Genomic DNA, 22,263 nt, shown 5'->3' on the forward strand with positions numbered 1-22,263 from the left:
ATCTTTCACCGGGCCAGGATTTCCCATGCTAATCACCGCCGAGAACACGCGCACCTTCAATACCGACATTCGCCTGGCCTGCACGCTGGCCGCCGTTGCGGGCGCACTTAACACCGCAGCGTTTGAAACGGTCGGCTTCTTCTCGGCGAACATGACCGGCAATGTCTCCTCACTTTCCGACCATCTGGCCAAAGCTAATCTGCACGTCGGCCTGTTTTTTCTGCTCATCGTGCTGCTGTTTATCGCCGGATCTTCTGTCTCAACGCTGATAATCAACTCCGGCAGACGGCGCCAGATTCGCGGCATCTACGCCATCAACATCCTGATTGAAGGCATCGCTTTGCTGCTGCTCGGCGTGATTGAAAGCTGGTTTCGCTTTAGCGGCTCTGGCGTGCTGCTGGTGCTCAGCCTGAGTTTTTTGATGGGATTGCAAAACGCCGTTGTGACGCGCATCTCCAACGCCCGCGTGCGCACCACGCACGTTTCTGGCACCGCGACCGATATCGGCATTGAGCTGGCGATGCTGTTTGATGTGCTGCGCCGCAAAGAATCCCCCAAAGATGCGCCGCTCTACATTGAGCGGCTTAAGCTCCATTTTTACACCGTGCTGGCGTTTTTGGCCGGCGGTGTGTTGGGGATTTGGCTGCTGCAGTGGATGAGTTATCTGCTGCTGATGGTGATCGGTGCGCTGCTCAGCGTGCTGGCTTTAGCGGCACTGAAACGGATCTGATCGGTGAGCAGCTTCACAGTTTTCCGCATCGTTCGCTAAAACTGCTTGCCACTTTTTCCGCGCTGTTAGCATGATAGCGCCCGTTAAGGATTGTTACTGTTCGGCAGGCAAAACCTGAGACGCGCCCTTTTTCAGTTGAAGAGGGCGCGTCTCAGGTTTTTTTTTGCGCGAAATTCAGGGCATGAGTTTAGGGCATTGTTCAGGAGAAAGAGTGATGCAATATCAGGAACTGGCGGATGACATCTTTGCCGGTGTTGGCGGCAAAGAGAACATCATCAGCGTGATGCACTGCGCCACGCGCTTACGCTTCAAATTAAAAAACAGTCAAAAAGCGCAAACTGCGGCGTTAAAAGACAATCCTGGCGTGATTATGGTGGTGGAGAGCGGTGGCCAATATCAGGTGGTGATTGGCAATCAGGTGGCGGAAGTGTATCGCGAACTCACGTCACGTCACGGGCTGGATAATCAGAGCGAGGCCGCAGATAACGCTGCACCGCAAGGCTTATTTGCACGCTTTATCGATCTGGTTTCCGGCATCTTCACCCCCTTTATCGGCGTGATGATCGCCACCGGCATCATCAAAGGGTTGCTGGCGTTGGCGTTGGTGCTCGGCGTGATGAGTGCCGACAGCGGCAGCTACAAAGTGCTGTTTGTTGCCAGCGACGGTTTGTTCTACTTCTTGCCGATATTGCTCGGCTACAGCGCCGGTAAAAAATTTGGCGGTAATCCGTTTGTCAGCATGGCGATTGCCGCTGCGCTGGTGCATCCAATGATTCTCGAAGTGCTGCAACAGCAGCAGCAGGGCAATGCGCTGACCTTCATCGGCATCCCGCTCGAAGTGCTGAACTACAGCTCGTCGGTGATTCCGATTATTTTCGCGGCCTGGGTTTCCAGCCTGATTGAACGCTGGGTGCATCCGCGTTCTCCCAGCGCGGTGCGTAACTTCACTACGCCGTTGTGCTGCCTGCTGATCACCGTGCCGCTGACGTTTCTGGCGATTGGTCCGGCGGCGACCTGGCTGAGCCGCATGTTGGCCGAAGGTTATTTGTGGATTTACAGCCTGAGCCCCATGATTGCGGGTGCGGTGATGGGCGCGATTTGGCAAGTGTGCGTGATTTTCGGTCTGCATTGGGGCTTAGTGCCGATCATGCTGAACAACCTCGCCAACTTTGGTCACGACACGCTGCTGCCCTTGCTGATGCCTGCGGTGCTGGGCCAGGCGGGCGCCACGCTCGGCATCTTCCTGCGCACCCGCGAAGCGAAACTGAAAGCGATGGCGGGGTCGGCTTTTACCGCCAGCATCTTCGGCATCACCGAGCCGGCGGTATATGGCGTGACGCTACCGCACCGTCGTCCGTTTATCTTCGGCTGCATCGGTGGCGCCTTGGGCGCGGCGATCCTTGGCTTCTGGCACACCACCATTTACTCCTTTGGTTTCCCGAGTGTCTTCACCTTTATTCAGGTGGTGCCAAACAGCGGCATTGATGCCAGCGTGCTGGCGGCATTTGTCGGTGCGGCGGTGGCGCTGATCTTCGCTTGCGTCAGTACCTATCTGTTCGGTCTGACCGAGCCCGCAACCGAAGCGGTTGCGCCGCCGGCAGAGGTTGCTCCGCCCACCAGCCTGACGCGCCGCGAAAGTGTGGTCAGTCCGATGGCGGGCGATGTGATTCCGCTCGATCAGGTTAAAGATGAAACTTTTGCCAGCGGATTGCTCGGTAAAGGCGCGGCGATTATCCCGCAGCGGGGCCGCGTGGTATCGCCGATCAATGGCGTGGTGTCGTCAATGTTCCGCACCGGCCATGCGATTGGCCTGACATCGGCGCAGGGCGCAGAAGTGTTGATCCACGTCGGCCTCGATACCGTGAAGCTCGATGGACACTATTTCTCACCCAAAGTAGCGAACGATCAGCCGGTCAAGGTGGGCGATTTGCTGCTGGAGTTCAATCTCGATGCGATTAAAGCCGCAGGCTTTGACCTCACTACGCCGGTGCTGGTGAGTAATAGCGATGACTTTGTGGATGTGTTAACCCTGAGCCGCACGGCCGTGAGCGAAGGCGCTCCGTTGTTGGCCGTGCTGAAATAATAGAGGAGCAAGCAGATGACTAAACGTTTCCCGGACGGATTTTTATGGGGCGGCGCCGTTGCCGCAAACCAGGTTGAAGGCGCGTATCAGGAAGGCGGCAAAGGTTTATCGACCTCCGACCTGCAACCCAAGGGCATATTTGGTGCACGCGTCGAGCGCAGCGATAATGATTTTGGCATCAAGGATACCGCCATCGATTTCTATAACCGCTTCCCGGAGGACATCAAACTGTTCGCCGAAATGGGCTTTACCGTGCTGCGTACCTCGATTGCCTGGACGCGCATCTTCCCGCAGGGCGATGAAGTGGAACCTAATGAAGCGGGATTAGCCTATTACGGTCGCCTGTTCGATGAGATGGCTAAATACAACATCACGCCGCTGGTGACACTGTCACATTACGAAATGCCGTATGGCTTGATCAAAAAGTATGGCGGCTGGGGTAATCGCATCACCATTGATTGCTTCGAACGCTATGCACGCGCGGTGTTCACCCGCTTCCAGCACAAAGTGAAGCTGTGGCTGACCTTTAATGAGATCAACATGTCGCTGCACGCGCCGTTCACCGGCGTAGGTCTGGCGGAAGAGAGCGATCAGCAGGCAATCTATCAGGCGATTCATCATCAGCTGGTGGCGAGCGGGCGCGCGGTGAAAGCCTGCCATGAAATCGTTAAGGACGGCAAAATCGGTAACATGCTGCTGGGCGCGCTGCTCTATCCGCTGAGCTGCCGTCCGGCGGACGTGCTGGAAACCTTGCAACAGAACCGCGAATGGCTGTTCTTTGGCGATATACAGGTGCGCGGCGCGTATCCGGCCTATATGAAGCGCTTCTTCGCCGATCGTAACATCAGCATCGAGATCACCGAGGCCGATAAGCGCGACCTGCAAAACACCGTCGATTACATCTCCTTCAGCTACTACATGACCGGCTGCGTCACCACTAACGAAGAGGAGAACCAGAAAGCGCGTGGCAACATTCTCTCGATGGTGCCGAACCCACATCTGCCGAGTTCCGATTGGGGTTGGCAGATCGATCCTGAAGGGCTGCGCATTCTGCTTAACATCCTCTATGACCGCTATCAAAAGCCACTGTTCATCGTGGAAAACGGGCTTGGTGCCAAAGATGTGGTGGAAGCGGACGGGCAAATTAACGACGATTACCGTATCCAGTATCTCAACGATCATCTGGTGCAGGTGCGTGAAGCGATTGAAGATGGCGTCGAGGTGTTGGGGTATACCTGCTGGGGACCGATTGATTTGGTCAGCGCGTCAAAGGCCGAGTTCTCCAAGCGTTACGGCTTTATCTACGTGGATCGCGATGATGCGGGCAACGGCACGCTGGCGCGTTCACGTAAGAAGAGTTTCTTCTGGTATCAGGACGTGATTCGTAGCCATGGTGCAGCGTTGAAATAGCCAGTGAATAATTAAGCGCCGCACATATCGTAGCGGCGCAATTTATTGCGCATTGTCGGGATGGGCACGGTGCTGCCATTGAAATGCGCGATAAATCGCGCTGCTACGCAACGTGCGCGATACAAATTTGGTTATGCCTCATTCGCATCATCCTGCAACGCCAGCGTCTCTTTGCGTACCCGCTCAATGTGAATAGTGAGGAACATGCGTTCCTCACTGGAGAGCTGATACAGGTATTTCTGCTGAATATGCTGGTCAATCTTCACTGCACATTGATAGGCGAGCGGATATTTGTCGCGCACCACATCATGCAGCGATTCATCCTCGCTCCACACGCCGCGTTTGCCTAACATGCGCTGTGCAAAGAACTTCAGATGGTTGACGAAACGGTTGTAGCTCAGGCTCTCTGTGCGGTAATCCAGCTGCAGGCGATACTTCACGATATGCAGGATTTCCTGCATAAATTGCGTGATGTGCGAAACATCGGCGAAATCACTACCAAGCTGCGCATTCACCAGATGCAGCGCGATAAATCCGGCCTCATCTTCCGGCAACGCTACGCCCAGCCGCTGGTTAATCAGTTCCAACGCTTCGATACCCAATGAAAACTCTTTCGGATAGAGCGTTTTGATCTCCCACTTCAACACGTTGCGAATCGGGATACCTTGCTGGTGGCGCTCAATCGCAAAATGGCAGTGATCGCACAGTGCGATGGAGAGGCTTTCATGCAGCGGCTGGCCCAGCTGCTGACGCGCATTGGCAATGATCAGTTCGCTGGTGGTGATTACCTCGAGCGGGATATCCGACAGCAGTTCGCTGAGCCGGCCCGTTAAGGTGTCGCTTTGCAGCGCAAACACTTTTTCGATCTGCTGTGCATCCAGTTCGTCGCCAACGCGCTTCTGAAACGCCAAACCGCGTCCCATCACCACCTGTTCTTTGCCGTTGTCGCCCAGCACCACCGCGACATTATTGTTGAGGATTTTCGCGATTTTCATTTTTATCTGCCCTGAAAATAAAAAACCTGACCCACCGGGAGGACGGCGTGTCAGGTTTTGCCTGCGCTGAACGCAGTAACAATCTCGCCAGATCATAATCGGCTCTGCTTTCCCGACAAGCAGAGCGACAGTTAAATGTGAAACGCATCATATTTCCAGCGCAATTAATCAGATGCGTTGATGGCGCAATTTAATGAATGTAAGGATAGCGTAAGGAAATGATCAGATTTCTATAAAGTTTGCGTTAAGGCTGCCGATAGTACCGTAACGTTAAATTAACAGGAGTTGCGTACATGACTGGGATTTCAACATTAGGCGTCGGTTCAGGACTGGGTTTAAGCACCATTCTCGACAAACTGACCGCGGCAGAAAAACAATCGCTGGCACCGATTTCCAAACAACAATCCGCTGCGACCGCGAAGTTGTCCGCCTACGGCACCCTTAAAACCGCGATTCAGACCTTCCAGACGGCAAACAATAAATTAAACGATGCCGCGCTTTATACTTCGACGACCACAGCATCCAGTTCCAGTGCGTTTAGCGCCGATTCCAACGGCAATGCGCTGGCGGGAAAATATACCATCAGCGTGCAGAAGCTGGCGCAATCCCAGACGCTAACCAGCGAGACGAAAACCGATATCAAAGCGGCGATAGGTAGCGATGCCGCGTCCAGAACCCTGAAATTTGTTAACGCGGAAGGTAAAGAGAAAAGCATTACGCTAACCAAAGATCAGACTTCGCTTTCGGCGATTCGTGACACCATCAACAAATCCGACGTTGGCGTTACTGCAAGCCTGATCAAGGTCTCCGCCACGGAATACCGTTTGTCGCTGACATCATCGGCATCCGGCACCGCCAATGCGGTGAAATCGCTGAGCGTGACCGGCGATGATACCTTGCAGGATTTTATCGGCTTTGATGCATCAGATGCGGCCAGCAGCGGGATGGCGCAAAGCGTCGAGGCGCAGAATGCCAAGCTGACCGTAAACAATGTGGCGATTGAGAGCAGCAGCAACGTTATCACCGACGCGGTGGAAGGCATCACGCTGAAGCTTAACGATGAAACCAGCGGCAACCAAACGCTGACGGTGAGCAGCGATACCAACAAGGCGAAAACCGCCATTACCGATTGGGTGAATGCCTATAACTCGCTGCAGGATACGATGGCGAGTTTGACTAAATACACGCCAGTGGATGCGGGTAAAGATCCGGACGGGAAGAATGGAGCGCTACTCGGTGATGGCACACTGCGTAATATTCAGGTGCAACTGAAAAGTATTCTGGCCAACAGCTCGGGTTCAGGTGTTTATAAAACGCTATCTCAGGCGGGCATTACTACCGATCCCACTAACGGCCAACTTAAGCTGGATGCCACCAAACTGACCACCAGCTTGCAAGTGAAACCAGAAGCGATTCGGGACATGTTTGTCGGTGATGGCAAAAAAACCGGTGTTTCGACGGTGCTGAACACCACATTCACCGCATTTCTCAGCAGTAAAGGTGTGTTGCAGGGCGCGACGGATTCCATCAGTAAAAAACTGAATACGCTAACCGATCAGTACAATACCGCCAGCAAACGTATTGATGACACGATTGCGCGGTATAAAAAGCAGTTCACCAATCTGGATAAGATGGTCAGCGTGCTGAATAACACCAGCAACTATCTCACCGAGCAGTTCAGCAATAGTACAAAGACCAATAAGTAAGCGTAACGCGGTCGCCATAAATGGCGATCGCTATTTCTGAAACTAGCCTTACTTTTTCTTATTCAGCATGGCCTTCAAATCGGCAAAAGGATTATAGGTGGCTTCACCAACATCCTTCTGCGCATCTTCACCCGCCACAACACGCGTGCCGTACTGATCCGCTTCGGTGTATTTCGAGTGCTCGTGATCGTGACAATAGAGGCACAACAACTCCCAGTTACTGCCATCTTCCGGGTTATTGGTATGGTCGTGATCGATATGGTGAACGGTTAATTCGCGCAGGTTGGAATAAACAAATTCACGCGAGCAGCGGCCGCATACCCACGGATAGATTTTCAATGCTTTCTCACGATAGCCGCTTTCCAGCCGCGAGTAGTTTTTAGGGATCAGAGCCATTGCCGACGTTGCCTATTTGAAAGAGATAAAGCGACATGTTATCTGCACATCCCGCAGCTGCCAATGATGTTTATCATTCCTGAGCATCCGTTCTAAAAAAACGCCTACACTAGTTTGTAACTACGCGGAAATAAAAGGCCGCCCGACCCCGTTCGATGGAAATTCACTAATAAAATGATGCCCGTTAATGATTCTCCGTCGGTAAGCCGGATGCAGCGTATCGCTTTGACTATGATGGTGGCATTGCTGGCCACCATCCCTCTATGGACCAACAAAATTTATTATCGGGATGATCTTTACCGGATATTAGATGGGGATAGATCAACATGGCTAAGTAACGGGAGGCCGGGCACCTGGTTATTACAATCCCTGATCTCTTTTGGTGATACGGTCAGCGATATTTCTCCGCTTAATTTACTGCTCGGATTGCTGGCGCTAAGTATTGCTGCGGTATTTTTCACGGAAAGATTGAGAATTCCGCTTGCGGGTTTCTGGTCATTTCTCCCGCCGCTATTTGTCATTCTTAATCCCTTTCTGACGCAGGGAATGCTCTATACCTATGACAGTCTCACCATACTTCTGTCATTTGCAGGCGCCATGCTGGCAAGCATGGTTAATCGCGCAAAGCCTTTTCAGGAGATCGTTTACACGGCGCTGATATTATTGCTGATTCAGACACTCTATCAGCCAGGGCTCAATGTCTATATTGCCTGCGTAGCCTTGCTGGTCGTCTCTCGACTGGTAAATGATCAATCCAGCTGGAAGTGGCTGTGCGGGAAAATAGTGGCGCTGGGCATTGCCATCCTGACTTATAAACTCGCGATGAATTATTTATTGCCGGTGAAGATCGACTGGTACAGCATGAAACACAGCAAGCTGTTCTCACTGAATTCCGATTCTCTGCAAGTACTTATCAACACTATTAAGGCGTTCAGTGACCTTTTTCTCAGCGCCTATCCGCGCGGCATGATGGTATTTATAGGGCTGCCTATGCTGATAATGTTTTCAGGCCTTGTTTTGATGGTTCGAAACTTAAAACAGCAGCAGAAGTTGACGCTAAGTGCGGTCTTAATGCTGTTCAGTGCGGGATTGATCGTCATCATCGCCATCCCCGGGCTTTCATTGGCCTTAGCCACGCCGTTATTTGCACCGCGTATGCTGGGCGCATGCAGCATTACTTTCCTGTTCAGTTTCTATGTAGCCGTTTATTCATTACCTGCAATAAGAAACTGGCTGGCGGGATTGAGTGCGATATTGCTGTTTTATCATCTGGTGGTGATGCTGGTCACTTTTAACACTGTAGTTAACGATCAACGTTATCAAATGGAGGTGATGAATCAGATTAAAATCTCGCTTTCTGCTCCCGCTGCCCAATCGATTGATTCACTCGCCTTTATTGGGCAGTTGAATGATGCTCCGGAAGTACAAACCAATATTCGTAACTTCCCCATCATCGATCATATTCGGATGAAAATGTTGGGTGAGTCTGAACCGTGGATATGGCTGGCGCTGATCAAACATGTAGGTTTGAGATTGAAAGCGGTGAAAGCAACGGATGAAATGAGAGTAATCAAACCGCGTCAGGTTCTGGCGCAGGGACCCGATTATGACGCCTTTCAGGATGGGCAAACGATGGTGATTGATTTTAGAAAATCGGGTGGGCAGATTAATAAACTTTAATTCAACGGCTCAGTCCGGTTGCGGGTGGGTAATAATCCCGGACTGAGCTTTTATCTGGTGTTATTTATTCAACAGTTCTTTGCGAACAATTTCTGCACCTGCACTCAATGCATCTAGCTTGCCTCTTGCCACACCGCGTGGCAGAGGAATCATGCCGCAGTTGGTGCAAGGGTAGAGTTTATCAGCATCAACAAACTGCAGGGCTTTACGCAGCGTTGCTGCAACTTCTTCTGGCGTTTCAATGGTATTGCTTGCCACGTCAATGGCACCAACCATCACTTTTTTGCCGCGAATCAGTTCCATCAACTCCATCGGCACATGCGAGTTTTGACACTCCAGTGAGATGATATCGATATTCGACTTTTGCAGTTTAGGGAATATCTCTTCATATTGACGCCATTCTGTGCCCAGCGTCTTTTTCCAGTCGGTATTCGCTTTGATGCCATAGCCGTAGCAAATATGCACTGCGGTTTCGCATTTCAGCCCTTCAATGGCTCTTTCTAAGGTTGCGATACCCCAATCATTCACTTCGTCGAAGAAGACGTTAAATGCCGGCTCATCAAACTGAATAATATCGACGCCCACCGCTTCTAACTCTTTCGCTTCTTCATTGAGAATTTTAGCGAATTCCCATGCCAGTTTTTCGCGGCTTTTATAGTGGTTGTCATAAAGCGTGTCGATCATGGTCATTGGACCCGGCAGCGCCCATTTAATGGGACGATCAGTTTGCTGACGTAAAAACTTTGCATCTTCAACAAACACTGATTTTTGACGACTCACCGGACCCACAACGGTCGGCACACTGGCATCATAACGATCGCGGATTTTAACGATCTCGCGCTTCTCAAAATCTACGCCGTTGAGATGTTCAATAAAGGTGGTGACGAAGTGTTGGCGGGTTTGCTCGCCGTCACTGACGATATCAATTCCTGCCTGCTGTTGATCGTCCAGGCACAAACGCAGCGCATCTTGTTTGCCGTCGGTTAATTCCTGATCTTGCAATTTCCACGGTGACCACAACGTTTCCGGCTGAGCCAGCCACGATGGTTTCGGTAAACTACCAGCAGTGGAAGTCGGTAATAATTTTTTCATAGCAGGTGACCTTATATTTTTATCGGTAATCAAAGAACGGGAGTAAACCATTGCTCAAGAAGAGTTTGATATGGCTTGATGAAGCGCTCTTCCGTGAACTTTCCTTGTTCAATAGCCAGATGGCTACGTTCTTCTCGATCATAAACAATTCGCGTTAAAGAATAATCCTGATGGCTCAGGCTTGGCTGATAGTGTCTACCAGCTGCAGAATTCGCATTGTAAATCTCAGGGCGGTAGATCTTCTGGAACGTCTCCATGGTGCTGATGGTGCTAATCAGCTCAAGATTGGTGTAATCACTGAGTAAATCGCCATGGAAATAGAAGGCCAGAGGCGCAGCACTGTTTGCCGGCATAAAATAGCGTGCCCGCAGGCCCATTTTGCCGAAGTATTCGTCAGTCAGAGAAAGTTCATCCTGCTGATATTCAATGCCCAATACCGGATGTTCATTACCGGTGCGGTAATAGGTATTTTTACTGGATACACTCAGGCAAATAACCGGGGCTTTATTGAAATTCGCTTTGTAAGCTTCTGAGTTAACGAAGTGCTTGAAGATATTGCCATGCAGATCGCCAAAATTATCTGGCGTGCGGAATTCAGTATGGTTCTTATTGTGCTCAGACAACAAAACGCTGAAATCATAATCACGCACGTAAGAAGAGAAGTTGTTACCAACAATCCCTTCAATGCGTTCGTTGGTTTTTTTATCAACGATATTGGTTTTCAATATTTCGATCACCGGGAAGGTGCTGTTGTTGCCCTCGGCACCCAGATTCAGCTCAGCAGAAATAATCTCTAGCTCAACCGCGTAACGATCGCTTTTAGGGTTGTCCCAATGCGCCAGTGAATTGAAACGGTTATCAATCATCACTAAGGCGTTGCGCAGGTTCTCCTGACGCTTTTCACCACGCGCCAAATTGGCAAAATTGGTGGTGATGCGTGTATTGCCAGAAGGATTGTAATTTTCGTCGAAACGAAGGCTCTTAACCGTAAAAGTAAAGGCGTTGTTCATTTTAGTCTGCTATCCCGGTTAACAATAAAAAGCCTTGCTGTCGCTGGATTTCAGGATTTCCCAATGCTTTTGCAGGGTACTTTCATTCAGCAGGCTTGATATTATTTTAAGTTATTAACAATGGTACTTTTATGCCTGAGTCACTGGTTGAAAAAAAGTGATTTAATTTCATCGAACATGAAGGAATTTCATGATGAGGAGAGGAGGATGAACGGCGCTCACTGTAGCCAGCCTGTTCAACCTGGCAGAGGCTCTACAATTAAAGGTATACTCTTCCACAAATTTTTAACCGGTTAAGACACGACAATGGCAAAACTCACCTTACAAGAGCAGCTGCTGAAAGCAGGCTTAGTCAGCAGCAAAAAAATGGACAAGGTCCAGAGAACCGCTAAGAAATCACGCGTTCAGGCTCGTGAGGCCAGAGAAGCGGTGGAAGAGAACAAAAAGGCTCAGCTTGAGCGTGATAAGCAATTGAGCGAACAGCAAAAGCAAGCGGTATTATCGAAAGAGTACAAAGCACAGGTCAAGCAGCTGATTGAAATGAACAAAATCGATATCTCCAAAGGCAATATTGGTTTTAATTTCACCGACAATAATCTGATCAAAAAAATCGACGTTGATAAGCAAACGCAGACGCAACTGATTAATGGTCGATTGGCGATTGCGCGCCTGGCCGTCGATAGCAAAGGCGAGAGCCAATACGCGATTATTCCTGCCAGCGTCGCCGATAAAATTGCGCAGCGTGATGCGAACAGCATCGTGTTGAATAGTGCATTGAGTCAGGAAGCGCAGGATGAAGACGATCCGTACGCTGATTTCAAAGTGCCTGATGATTTAATGTGGTAAGCACAATGCCGGTTGCGCTGTCAGAACGGGCAGGCACACCGGGCGTTTAGGCACTCGCCGCTGACCGGATGAACAAACTTCAACTCGCTGGCGTGTAACATCAGACGCGGGGCGTGTTCGGTCCCCGCCAGCATAAGACCGCCATACAGGTCGCAACCCAAAATCGGATGGCCCAACAGCTGGCAATGGATACGCAGCTGATGGGTGCGTCCAGTCTCTGGCGTAAGTTCCACCCGCGTTAATGGCATGAACGTCTTATCTTCCAATAGGTGATGAGTGCGCTCAATCACCTGATAGCGTGAGCGAGCTGGCTTACCATTGATTGGGCAAATTGACATCAATGGAAATAGCGTCGGATCTTTGGCAATCGGCGCGTCAATCACACCTTCGTCGTCATGCAGATGCCCGCACAACAGTGCACGATAAATCTTGGTCACGCTGCGCTGGCTAAACTGCTGGCAAAGTGCGGCATTGATCGCCTTATTGCGGGCAATCACCATTAACCCTGATGTGCCGAAATCCAGACGATGCACCAGCGTGCAGCCGGGGAAAAGCTTCACTAACCGATGATGCACAGAATCGAGGTTGAGCGGATTTTTCCCCGACAGGCTGAGCAGACCAGCAGGTTTATTGATCAGCAGCAGATGATCGTCCCGATAGAGAATCTCAATCTCTTCAAGACATTGCGGGGCAATAAAGGTATCGATAATCGTAGACATCAGGCTGCCCGGCTGGCGAAGGGATGCGGATAATAGCGAATTTTGCGGCAACTGGCGAATCCGGGCATGTGTCTATTCGCTCAGGCGAAATTTATCGTCCAGACTTAAAGCAAAGACGTGGTCTGCGCAGGCAATGTGCTTTACACTGCGCGCTGAAAAAACTGAGTAGATAACGATTAGGTAGGCGGCAATGGCGATGAACGGAACGATCACAACCTGGTTTCAGGATAAAGGTTTTGGATTTATCAAAGATGAAAATGGCGATAACCGCTATTTCCATGTGATTAAGGTCGCTAACCCTGAGCTGATCAAGAAAGACGCGGCGGTGACCTTTGAACCCACCACCAATAACAAAGGTTTGTCCGCGTATGCGGTGAAGGTCTCACCTGAGAGCAAATACATCTATATTGCCGGCGAGCGCCTGAAGCTCACCTCGATCAAATCTTATGTGGTTTACAGCGAAGACGTGCCGGTTGAAACGCGCATCGATAAAGAGAATACCGTGCTGTCGGTAGGTATTCTGATGAATAGCATCAAGCCGAAAACAGACGTTAAGCCGGATGAAACGCGCTCACTGAAAAAACTGGCGGTAACCACCTTTCAGGGAACGACTTTGATTTTCACGGCAGATGAAATTGATATTGATGCCACGGTGAAAATGCTTAAGGTGTGAAGATATTCTGATTAATTCTCAGCGGAAATCCCCACGCTGGATTTCCGCATTGATTATGCCGTTGGCCTTTCGTTCCATGCATCGTTGAATTGAATGTTTCCATCAACATATTTCCACGTGATCTTCGCATAACGCAGCGCAACGCTTTCCATATGCCCGGTTCCTGGACAATTACGCGTGTCATGCATGATCGGCGATATCGATATGACCTTTACGTCTTCCATTAATATGTTGAAGTACTCTTCTTCCTGACCGGCGTCGCTGATGCGGTACCATTTGATTTCAGCTTCTTTTAACGTCTGGCCTGTTGCCACAGCTTTGTATAAATAAGGTGACGCAGAATCAATTTCTTTCTCGAACTGAAACGGAGCATGTTGCCGGGTGCCAGTCAACTTGCCGGAGCTGTTATCCGTGGGAATGCTGAGATTATGGTGAATACCTCTCAGCTCGATACTCCTTTCTCGGTTCATCACATCAGAACCACCACGAATTACAGCACCGCCATCATCTTTAATCCACATATGAACTGGAACTGCCATGTCAATTCTCCTTGTATTATTTATATAACCAACAGCCTGCTTTAGCGGACTCTATTAACATTCCTATCGTAAAGTCGGGAACCTGAACTGGAATAGTTTTCTTAAAAGGATTCCAGGAAAATGGGATGTCCGGGTAATAAACTTTGATATCGAAACCAGCGGGGTCAACGTTAAATTTCGTAAAATACTCTTTCATTAACTCCTCAACCTCATACTCATCAATACTCAAATCGGTATCGAGATCAGTCTCATGGGTAAGAATCACTTTTCTAATGTTGAATAAATAGGTTCCGGCATACGGCCGAATGAAATCATATATTTGCTGTTCGATATTACTTACCATATTTTATCTGCTTCTGAGACAATAAAGTTGTAGTCCCTGATTGTACAGTAAACTATTTGGGATATATCGGCAGCGAGTATAATGACACCGAGTAGTGGAACGGTTCGCCCCACAAAAGTGCCAATATTCCTTACATAGATTTTCCTTGCAGTCCATGGGGTATAACCCCCTAACCATGTTGGAAGTTCAATCCCATAAGGGAATTTAGCTTTCTTGAATACGGCTCGTGAAGCCTTAGAGGCATAGGAAGTCCCTTTCGTGGTATTACCACCAATCTTCCCTCTCGTTGATAAGTTATTTCTACCTGAAACGATAGCCGCAACAGCTGAAAAATCAGCAACACCCAGTCCATATTGTTCGACAACCTTTTCACAAAAAATCATAAAAAGGAGTTCACTGCTCGCTAGATTCGAACGTCCAGCATAGAAGTACGTCCCATTAAGCTGCTCAACCGTATCCATAATCATCCTCCCTGAATTACAGGCGGCCAGATTACAATGTGATGAACGCTATTTTTTGTTCAAAAGAGAGGAGTGGAACCACTAATAGCGGGTTAACTATTGGAGAGTTTAGGGAGATTATGGCAGCGTTTGCCTGATAAAGGCAGCGTGGTCGCCATGATTGGCGACCCAGCGTTTTCGTAGGGTGCACATTTATGCGCACCGGCTAAATCAGCTTAAAAACTCTGCCAATCCGCATCATTCACCACCGCAACGCGCGAAGGTTTAACGAATGAAGCCGTACGCACCACAGCCTGCTTTTGCTGAACTTCGCCAGCCGCCGCGACATGGAATTTACCCACCAGCTGATTCAAATTCCCGGCCTGCTCCTGCAGCGATTGCGAAGCGGCAGAGGCTTCTTGCACCAGCGCGGCGTTCTGCTGCGTAACGTCGTCCATCTGATTCACCGCTTGCTGCACCTGCACGATGCCCTGACTCTGCTCGACTGCGGCAGCGGCGATTTCTTCCACCAACTGACTTACCTGATGAATGGCATCGTTCATCACGCTCATATTACGCCCTACGTCGCTGGCCTGCGCAGCACCGGCTTCGGTCAGACGATGTGACTCTTCGATCAGCGTTTTGATTTCGCGCGCGGCGGTGGTTGAACGTTGCGACAAGTTGCGCACTTCACCGGCGACTACGGCGAAGCCTTTGCCGTGTTCACCGGCACGTGCGGCTTCAACGGCGGCGTTCAGCGCCAGAATGTTGGTTTGGAAGGCGATGCCTTCAATGATCGAGACGATTTCCGTCACTTTGCGCGAGCTACCACGAATGTTATCCATGGTTGAAAGCATGGTAGTCAGTGACGTGCTGCTCTTCTCTGACAATCCGCTGGCGTTAGCGGCAAGCTGACTGGCCTGGCGCGTGTTATCCGCGGTTTGACGCACGGTTTCACTCAGCTCGGTCATGCTGGCCGCGGTTTGCTCCAGCGATGCCGCCTGTTGCTCGGTGCGTGATGAGAGATCTTCATTGCCCGCGGAAATCTGTACCGATGCGCTGCTCACTGATTGTGACGCCTGACGCACCGAAGAGAGCGCGCCTGCAACGCGTTCCATCAGGACGTTAAACGAGTGCGCCATGTTGCCCACTTCATCACGACGGCTCTCATCTGCTTTCAGCGTTAAATCGAGGTTCTCGCTGGCAGTCATCATTACTTTGCCCGCAGCAGACAAGCTGCGACGAATGCGCAATACGGTGAACAGCGACAGCACGCCAAAAATCAGCACGGTGGCGATAACGCCGGTGATGGTCGTCCATAACACCGAGTGGAACGTGCTGCGGTTGGTGGCGCGCAGTTCATCGCCAATGGCGATATTCAGCTGCAGCTGTTTTTGATAATCGCTAATCAGCTGGCGAATGGCGGCTCCGATACCGGTTTGTCCATCAATCAGATTGAGGCTGATATCATTTTGATGCGCACGCGAGGCGGTGATAAATGGCGCCAGTGCGGCGGTGACGTGCTGAATATTGGCATAAGCGACTTCGGTTAAGCGCTTATCTTCATCGCTGGAGATATCGTGCGCCATGTAGTAATCGGTCTGCGCCTTCAAATCCGCCAGCTGTTTCTGGATCTCGCCCTCAATAGCCGGCATTTTGCTGTCGTCGGTCTGGCTTTTGTGTTTGTAGAGCGTTAACGCCAACTGGTTACTGCCATCAATCAGTTTCCCCAGATCTTTGATCGAGGGAATCGCATTGGCCTGTACATATTCAAAGCGATCCTGAAAACCAGAGAGTAAGGAAATGGCGAGTATCGCTTGCAGGATGATGGCGCCAAACAGTATGGAAAAGGTGGCAAACAGACGTTGAGATATGTTCATTTTATTATCCTTAATCTTAAAGCGTCCCGGCAAAAGCCGCGTAGGGAAGAGGGCAGATTAATAACCATCGGCAGATTGAGGAAATTAGTTAATTTTTTTATTCAGGGTTTAAGTCTTCAACTGGTTATCACGCTAATTTTTAACATTTTTGCCGGCTACCAGCGCTGTATTGCATCGGATAAGTAAAGGACTACAAAACTCCGCGCTCCCTCCGATATTGCCTTACAGACCCGCTCTCTAACATTTCGGAAATCGTAAAAGTTTCTGAACTTAGAGAGAGTAAAATCCCATGAATAAAATATTCCGTGTGATTTGGCATGCTGCAACGCAGCGTTATGTGGTGGCCTCTGAGCTGGCTAAGGGCAAGGTTAAATCCCATTCCTCTTCGGTGTTAACGCCGTCCGCAAGCAAAGCCATGGCGTTAACCGGTGTGGCGCTGGCAATTACAGTGGCTCTGCATGCTACAACGGCAATCGCTGCCAGAACCATCATTGCTAATGACAATCCGGTCATTGTAAATAATCAGGATATTGTAGGTGCGGGAACCGGCCAATATGTGCGCGGCGTAAGCGCCACAAATAATGGGACAGTTGATTTCACCACTGGTACCATCACCACTTCAAATACCTATGGGCACGGTGCATTCGCAGATACTGGCGCTGGGGTGACCTTATAAGATATCGATATCAAAACCTCTGCAGCCACGTCGCATGGACTCTATGCGCGCGGTGCCGGCTCTATCACTGGTGACGGTATCAATATCATTACATCTGGCAAAGGTTCATACGGGGTCCAAACCAGCGATGGTGATATCACGCTGACTAACGGCACCATTAAAACCAGCGGAGCCAATTCCTTCGGTGCGTTTGCGGCAGCGGGTGCTGGGCATCTTTCCATCAATGATAGCAGCATCAGTACCACGGGCGATGGTGCTCATGCGGTCAACGCCACTGGTGGCGAGATAACAATTAACAATAGCGTCATCAAAGCAGAAGGCCACATGACTAATGGCGTTAAGGCCGCAGGAAACGCCAGCGTAGTTAATGTTAATAACAGCGAGATCAGCACGGCGGGCTCATCCTCCGAAGCGGTATATGCGCAAAACGGCGGTACGGTTAATCTGACTAACACCAATATCTTTACCGATCGCATTAATAACTACGGTCTGCGTGCCAACGGAGGCAATTCAGTGGTGAATTATGATGGCGGCACCATTACCACCACTGGAGGTACAATAACGGTTCAGGCATTCAATGGCGGGACATTAAATATCCGTAATGCCACCATTAACGGTGGAGCAACAACAGTTGATGCTTATGCAACTGGCGCAATTAATCTCGATAACGTCATTATCAATAATGATGGGTCAATGGCGACTAATGCGGCGGGTGTGTTTGTTCATGGTGTAGGCACAACGCTGAACGCCAAAAATGTCCAAATTAATACTACGGGAACCAATATCTTCGGTATTCAACTGGTTGGTAATAACTCAACGTTGGAAAATGTCGAAATTAACAGCGCTGTCAGAGGCTCCGGCCTGCAGGCATACGACGGCAGTCATATTGTTGCAAATAATTTGCGCATGAGTATTCAAAGCCAGGAAGGGTTGGACATCTCCTCTGGTCTTACCATGAGATCAAATGGTGGCGACAATAACGTGGCGATGGAAAATTCCCAGATCGTTATGCAAGGCACGAATAGCGCAGCGTTACTTTTCAAATCTACAGCTAACAATACTAATAACTTGTCACTGATTAACAGCGCCGTCACTGCCAGTTAAGGCATCGCCATGAAAGTCACTGATACGGCGAATGCACAGGTGACCGCCTCTGGTGCTTTATTATCCGGCGCGACGCTGTTATCCGCAGGCATTGGCAATAGCGGCACGGTTAGCAATGTGACATTGACCGGTGATAACGGCTCAGTATTTAACGGTGATGTCATCATCGATCGCGCCAACACCGCGACTAACATCATCAACCTCGATAACAACTCCGTCTGGAGTGGTGCGACCAGCTCACTGGAAAATCTGAACCTGGCGAATGGCAGCCAGTGGAATGTTACGTCGAGCTCTGCGGTGGATAATCTGACGCTGAATAACGCCACGCTGAATATGACCGCGGCCGGCACCGGCTTTAGCAAGGTGACCTTGAGCAGCCTGAACAGCACCAACGGTACTATCGACTTCAAAACCCATCTGATGGATGACCACTCAGAGACCGATCACCTGCACATCACCGGTGATTACGCCGGTAACAGCAACGTGGTGGTGCAGAACGCCGGCGGCACCGGCGCGCAAACCATCGATGGTATCGAGCTGATTCGCGTCGATGGCAACGTAAACGGTACGTTCACCCAGCAGGGCCGTATTGTGGCCGGTGCTTACGATTATCATCTGGTGCAGGATGCCAATAAATGGGTACTGGAGAGCAACAGCAACAACGTGGCACCGGGCAATCCAGGCAGCAATCCGGTTAATCCTGGCGATCCTGACAACGGCTCCGGCACGCCAGGCGATGATACCGGCACGCCGGGCAGTGGCTCAGGTAATGCGGGCGATGTGGGCAAGCCGGTTAAAGGCTTCCCGATTACGCGTCCGGAAGCGGGCAGTTATGCGGCTAACCTCGCTGCGGCGAATACCTTATTTACCACCTCGCTGGATGATCGTCTGGGTGAGACTCACTACATTGGCGCAGACGGTAAGAAACACGCCACCAGCTTGTGGTTGCGTAACGCAGGTGGACACACGCGCTTCAGCGATAGTTCCGGCCAGCTGAAATCCACCGGTAACCGTTATGTGATGCAGTTAGGCGGCGATATCGCCCAGTGGAGCAGTAATGGTGCGGACCGCTTCCATCTGGGTGTCATGGGCGGCTACGCTAATGCGCAAAGTAACACACACTCCAACGTGACGGGTTACACCGCAAAAGGTCAGGTGCACGGTTACAGCACGGGCGTTTACGCGACCTGGTTGCAGGACAACGCTGACAAGACCGGTGCCTATGTTGACAGCTGGATGCTCTACAACTGGTTTGATAACAGCGTGAAAGGTGATGGCATCGCGGAAGAGAGCTACAAATCGAAAGGCATCACCACGTCAGTGGAAGCCGGTTACAGCTTCAAAGTCGCGGAGATGAGCGAGCGTTCCAGCGTCTATCTGCAGCCGAAGGCGCATGCGACCTGGATGGGCGTGAAAGTGAAGGATCATCAAGAGCAAAACGGCACGCGCGTGGTGGGTCAAGGCGACAACAACCTGCAAACGCGTCTGGGTGTTCGCGCTTACATCAAAGGCCACAATGCCATTGATGATGGTAAAAACCGCACCTTCGAGCCGTTTATCGAAGCCAACTGGGTGCACAACACCGAAACCTTTGGCAGCAGCATGAATGGCATCAGCGTGCAGCAAGCCGGGGCGCGTAACCTCGGTGAAGTGAAGCTGGGCGTCGATGCGAAACTGAATAAAACCGTTAATCTGTGGGGCAATATGGGTCAGCAGATGGGAGATAAGGGTTACAGCGATACCAGCGCGATGGTGGGCGTGAAAGTTAATTTCTGATAACACAAATTGCGTGAAGAATCGCGCCGCTACGAATGCGTGCATGCTGCCGTAGCGGCGCAATTTATTGCGCAAATTTATATAATTACGGCCTGCGGAACAGCGCCATACTGCGGCCTTCCAGCTCGAAATCCTTCTCTTTGGTAATCACTAACCCTTTCTCAACGCTGTCAGACGTCGAAAGCTCCAGCACCCAGCCGCCTTCACCAAACTGTGGAATACTGAACGGCACATTGCCTTCATATGGATTAAACAGCATCAACACGTCATGCCAGATGCCTTCCTCCGGCACTAAATCCGGGCGACCGAGATACACCCCGAGCGTGGTGCCATCATCCCATTGATCATCCTGCTGGAAGCCGCCACCGGCGTTAAACCATTTGATTTCCATACCATCGCGCCAGCTTTCACGCCGCAGCAACGGTTGTTGAGCGCGTAACGCCAGAATATGCCGGGTAAAGTCGCGCAGCGCATCAGCAGAAGGCGGCAGGTTTTCCCAATGCAGCCAGGAAATTTCGCTGTCCTGGCAGTAGCCGTTATTGTTGCCGAGTTGACTGCGACCAAACTCATCACCCGCCAGCAACATCGGCGTGCCGTGCGAGAACAGCAGCGTGGCGAGGAAGTTGCGTTTCTGCCGCTCACGTACCGCGTTGATGCCTTCATCGTCCGTCGGGCCTTCCGCACCGTAATTGTACGAACGGTTCTCGTTATGGCCGTCATTATTATCTTCACCGTTGGCTTCGTTGTGTTTCTCGTTGTACGAAACCAAATCGTTGAGCGTGAAGCCATCATGCGCGGTAAGGAAGTTAATGCTGGACCAGGGACGGCGACCGCGCTGATCGTAGAGATCGCCAGAACCGAGCAGGCGCGCGGCAAAGTCATTAGTGACCATGTCACCTTTCCAATACTCACGCACCGTATCGCGATACTTATCGTTCCACTCCGCCCAGCCCGGCGGGAAGCCGCCAACCTGATAACCGCCCGGCCCGATATCCCACGGCTCACCAATCAGTTTCAGTTTGGACAACACTGGATCCTGCATGATGGCATCGAAGAAGCCACTACGCTGGTCAAAGCCTTCTGGTTCACGGCCCAGCACGGTGCCGAGATCGAAACGGAAGCCATCAACATGCATGGATTCGGCCCAATAACGCAGCGAATCGAGAATCATCTGCAGCACGCGCGGATGCGACGTATTCACGGTGTTACCGGTGCCGGTGTCATTGATGTAGTAGCGATGCTGATCCGGCAGCGTGCGGTAATAAGAGTAGTTATCAATGCCCTTAAACGACAACGTGGGGCCGAGTTCATTGCCTTCGGCGGTGTGGTTGTAAACCACGTCGAGGATCACTTCGAGGCCAGCATCGTGGAAGGCGCGCACCATATCGCGGAAGCCCTGAATCCCGCGCGGACCAAAGTAGCGCGTGGCCGGGGCGAAGAACGCCAATGTGTTGTAGCCCCAGAAGTTTTTCAGACCGCGATCCAGCAGATGCTGATCGTCCGGGAAACCGTGCACCGGCAGCAGCTCCACGGTGGTTACGCCCAGGCTTTTGATGTAATCGATCGAAGCCTGATTGCTTAAACCGTCGTAAGTGCCGCGCATCTCTTCGGGCACCGCCGGATTAAGCTGGCTAAAACCTTTAACGTGGGCTTCATAAATGACAGTTTTCGACCACGGAATATTCGGTCGATTAGCATCCTGCCAGTCAAATTCATTGGGATCGATGACCACACATTTGGGCGTAAACGGTGCGCTGTCGCGGGTATCGAAACTCAAATCCTTATCTTCATGCAGCAGGTCATACGCGAAGTGCGACTCGTCCCACTGCAATTCACCCGCCAGTTCACGCGCGTAAGGGTCGAGCAACAGTTTGTTAGGGTTAAAGCGATGGCCATTTTCCGGCTCGTACGGGCCGTGCACGCGATAGCCATAGAGCGCGCCGGGCTGCAAGCCGGGAATGTAGCCGTGCCACACTTCATGGGTGCATTCCGGCAAATCGAAGCGGGCGATTTCGTTTTCGCCGCTCTCATCGTACAAACACAGTTCGACTCGCTCAGCGCAGGCCGAAAACAGCGCAAAGTTCACGCCCTGGCCATCATAGTTAGCGCCAAGCACTTGTCCCGAACCTGCTGTAATTTCTAGAGGCTTACTTGTCATCCATTAT

At 50.9% G+C, this 22,263-nt stretch carries 21 protein-coding genes; 10 read left to right on the forward strand and 11 right to left on the reverse strand.

Features of this window, described 5'->3' with window-relative positions:
- Positions 1–25 precede the first annotated feature (25 nt).
- The 3 genes from MWH02_RS08095 (at position 26) to MWH02_RS08105 (ending at position 4,223) form a co-directional block, all read left to right on the forward strand.
- Entirely contained in the window at positions 26–730 is a 705-nt protein-coding gene (locus MWH02_RS08095; RefSeq protein ID WP_192412774.1) for a YoaK family protein, read from the forward strand.
- Positions 731–944: 214 nt separating this feature from the next.
- Positions 945–2,813 carry a PTS beta-glucoside transporter subunit IIABC gene (bglF, locus tag MWH02_RS08100; protein WP_271460290.1) on the forward strand — a complete coding sequence of 623 codons (1,869 nt, stop codon included), beginning with the start codon at positions 945–947 and terminating at the stop codon, positions 2,811–2,813.
- A gap of 15 nt (positions 2,814–2,828) precedes the next feature.
- Positions 2,829–4,223, forward strand: a complete 1,395-nt coding sequence (locus MWH02_RS08105) for a glycoside hydrolase family 1 protein (RefSeq protein WP_271460291.1) — start codon at positions 2,829–2,831, stop codon at positions 4,221–4,223.
- Between the two features lie 131 nt (positions 4,224–4,354).
- Here MWH02_RS08105 and licT read toward each other — a convergent pair whose 3' ends face one another.
- Entirely contained in the window at positions 4,355–5,218 is an 864-nt protein-coding gene (licT, locus tag MWH02_RS08110) for a BglG family transcription antiterminator LicT (RefSeq protein WP_101761310.1), read from the reverse strand.
- A gap of 293 nt (positions 5,219–5,511) precedes the next feature.
- On the opposite strand from licT, the gene fliD reads away from it, so the two are divergent.
- A complete protein-coding gene (fliD, locus tag MWH02_RS08115; RefSeq protein WP_110867167.1) occupies positions 5,512–6,924 on the forward strand; it encodes a flagellar filament capping protein FliD in 1,413 nt (470 codons plus the stop codon).
- A gap of 48 nt (positions 6,925–6,972) precedes the next feature.
- Here the strand turns inward: fliD and yajD are convergent, their stop codons facing one another.
- Positions 6,973–7,320, reverse strand: a complete 348-nt coding sequence (gene yajD / locus MWH02_RS08120; RefSeq protein ID WP_101761311.1) for an HNH nuclease YajD — start codon at positions 7,318–7,320, stop codon at positions 6,973–6,975.
- Between the two features lie 210 nt (positions 7,321–7,530).
- Between yajD and MWH02_RS08125 the strand changes: the two genes are divergently transcribed.
- The gene (locus tag MWH02_RS08125; protein WP_271460292.1) at positions 7,531–9,000 is read left to right on the forward strand and encodes a glucosyltransferase domain-containing protein; all 1,470 of its coding nucleotides are present in this window, start codon (positions 7,531–7,533) and stop codon (positions 8,998–9,000) included.
- Positions 9,001–9,060: 60 nt separating this feature from the next.
- Here the strand turns inward: MWH02_RS08125 and MWH02_RS08130 are convergent, their stop codons facing one another.
- Positions 9,061–10,092 carry a methionine synthase gene (locus tag MWH02_RS08130; protein ID WP_101761313.1) on the reverse strand — a complete coding sequence of 344 codons (1,032 nt, stop codon included), beginning with the start codon at positions 10,090–10,092 and terminating at the stop codon, positions 9,061–9,063.
- 29 nt (positions 10,093–10,121) lie between these two features.
- Entirely contained in the window at positions 10,122–11,102 is a 981-nt protein-coding gene (locus MWH02_RS08135) for a DUF1852 domain-containing protein (RefSeq protein WP_110867169.1), read from the reverse strand.
- Positions 11,103–11,408: 306 nt separating this feature from the next.
- On the opposite strand from MWH02_RS08135, the gene MWH02_RS08140 reads away from it, so the two are divergent.
- Positions 11,409–11,948: a DUF2058 domain-containing protein gene (locus tag MWH02_RS08140; RefSeq protein WP_217547971.1), complete on the forward strand. Its 540-nt coding sequence runs from the start codon at positions 11,409–11,411 to the stop codon at positions 11,946–11,948.
- Positions 11,949–11,968: 20 nt separating this feature from the next.
- Here the strand turns inward: MWH02_RS08140 and MWH02_RS08145 are convergent, their stop codons facing one another.
- The gene (locus MWH02_RS08145; protein ID WP_271460293.1) at positions 11,969–12,667 is read right to left on the reverse strand and encodes an RluA family pseudouridine synthase; all 699 of its coding nucleotides are present in this window, start codon (positions 12,665–12,667) and stop codon (positions 11,969–11,971) included.
- Positions 12,668–12,857: 190 nt separating this feature from the next.
- On the opposite strand from MWH02_RS08145, the gene MWH02_RS08150 reads away from it, so the two are divergent.
- Entirely contained in the window at positions 12,858–13,340 is a 483-nt protein-coding gene (locus tag MWH02_RS08150; RefSeq protein ID WP_101761317.1) for a cold-shock protein, read from the forward strand.
- A gap of 53 nt (positions 13,341–13,393) precedes the next feature.
- On the opposite strand, the gene MWH02_RS08155 is transcribed toward MWH02_RS08150, so the two are convergent.
- From MWH02_RS08155 to MWH02_RS08170, 4 genes are all read right to left on the reverse strand, one after another.
- Positions 13,394–13,879 (reverse strand): Hcp family type VI secretion system effector, encoded by a 486-nt coding sequence (locus MWH02_RS08155; RefSeq protein ID WP_271460294.1) that lies wholly within the window; start codon positions 13,877–13,879, stop codon positions 13,394–13,396.
- A gap of 16 nt (positions 13,880–13,895) precedes the next feature.
- Positions 13,896–14,222, reverse strand: a complete 327-nt coding sequence (locus tag MWH02_RS08160; RefSeq protein WP_210080203.1) for a DUF1493 family protein — start codon at positions 14,220–14,222, stop codon at positions 13,896–13,898.
- Positions 14,216–14,683 (reverse strand): STM2901 family protein, encoded by a 468-nt coding sequence (locus MWH02_RS08165; protein WP_271460295.1) that lies wholly within the window; start codon positions 14,681–14,683, stop codon positions 14,216–14,218. The genes MWH02_RS08160 and MWH02_RS08165 overlap by 7 nt, the downstream gene beginning before the upstream one ends.
- A gap of 215 nt (positions 14,684–14,898) precedes the next feature.
- Entirely contained in the window at positions 14,899–16,542 is a 1,644-nt protein-coding gene (locus MWH02_RS08170) for a methyl-accepting chemotaxis protein (RefSeq protein ID WP_271460296.1), read from the reverse strand.
- 289 nt (positions 16,543–16,831) lie between these two features.
- On the opposite strand from MWH02_RS08170, the gene MWH02_RS08175 reads away from it, so the two are divergent.
- Entirely contained in the window at positions 16,832–17,218 is a 387-nt protein-coding gene (locus MWH02_RS08175) for an ESPR domain-containing protein (protein ID WP_271460297.1), read from the forward strand.
- Between the two features lie 105 nt (positions 17,219–17,323).
- On the opposite strand, the gene MWH02_RS08180 is transcribed toward MWH02_RS08175, so the two are convergent.
- A complete protein-coding gene (locus MWH02_RS08180; RefSeq protein ID WP_271460298.1) occupies positions 17,324–17,479 on the reverse strand; it encodes a hypothetical protein in 156 nt (51 codons plus the stop codon).
- 63 nt (positions 17,480–17,542) lie between these two features.
- Here MWH02_RS08180 and MWH02_RS08185 point away from each other — a divergent pair, with 63 nt between their 5' ends.
- Positions 17,543–18,322 (forward strand): hypothetical protein, encoded by a 780-nt coding sequence (locus tag MWH02_RS08185; RefSeq protein ID WP_271460299.1) that lies wholly within the window; start codon positions 17,543–17,545, stop codon positions 18,320–18,322.
- A 9-nt stretch (positions 18,323–18,331) separates the two neighbouring features.
- On the forward strand, positions 18,332–20,098 hold the full coding sequence (locus MWH02_RS08190) for an autotransporter outer membrane beta-barrel domain-containing protein (RefSeq protein WP_271460300.1): 1,767 nt from the start codon (positions 18,332–18,334) through the stop codon (positions 20,096–20,098).
- 85 nt (positions 20,099–20,183) lie between these two features.
- Here the strand turns inward: MWH02_RS08190 and glgX are convergent, their stop codons facing one another.
- Complete coding sequence (gene glgX, locus MWH02_RS08195; RefSeq protein WP_271460301.1) at positions 20,184–22,256, reverse strand: glycogen debranching protein GlgX; 2,073 nt, start codon at positions 22,254–22,256, stop codon at positions 20,184–20,186.
- Between the last annotated feature and the right edge of the window lie 7 nt (positions 22,257–22,263).

The organism is Pantoea leporis (genome assembly GCF_028048155.1).
GTDB classification, from domain to species: Bacteria; Pseudomonadota; Gammaproteobacteria; order Enterobacterales; family Enterobacteriaceae; genus Pantoea; species Pantoea leporis.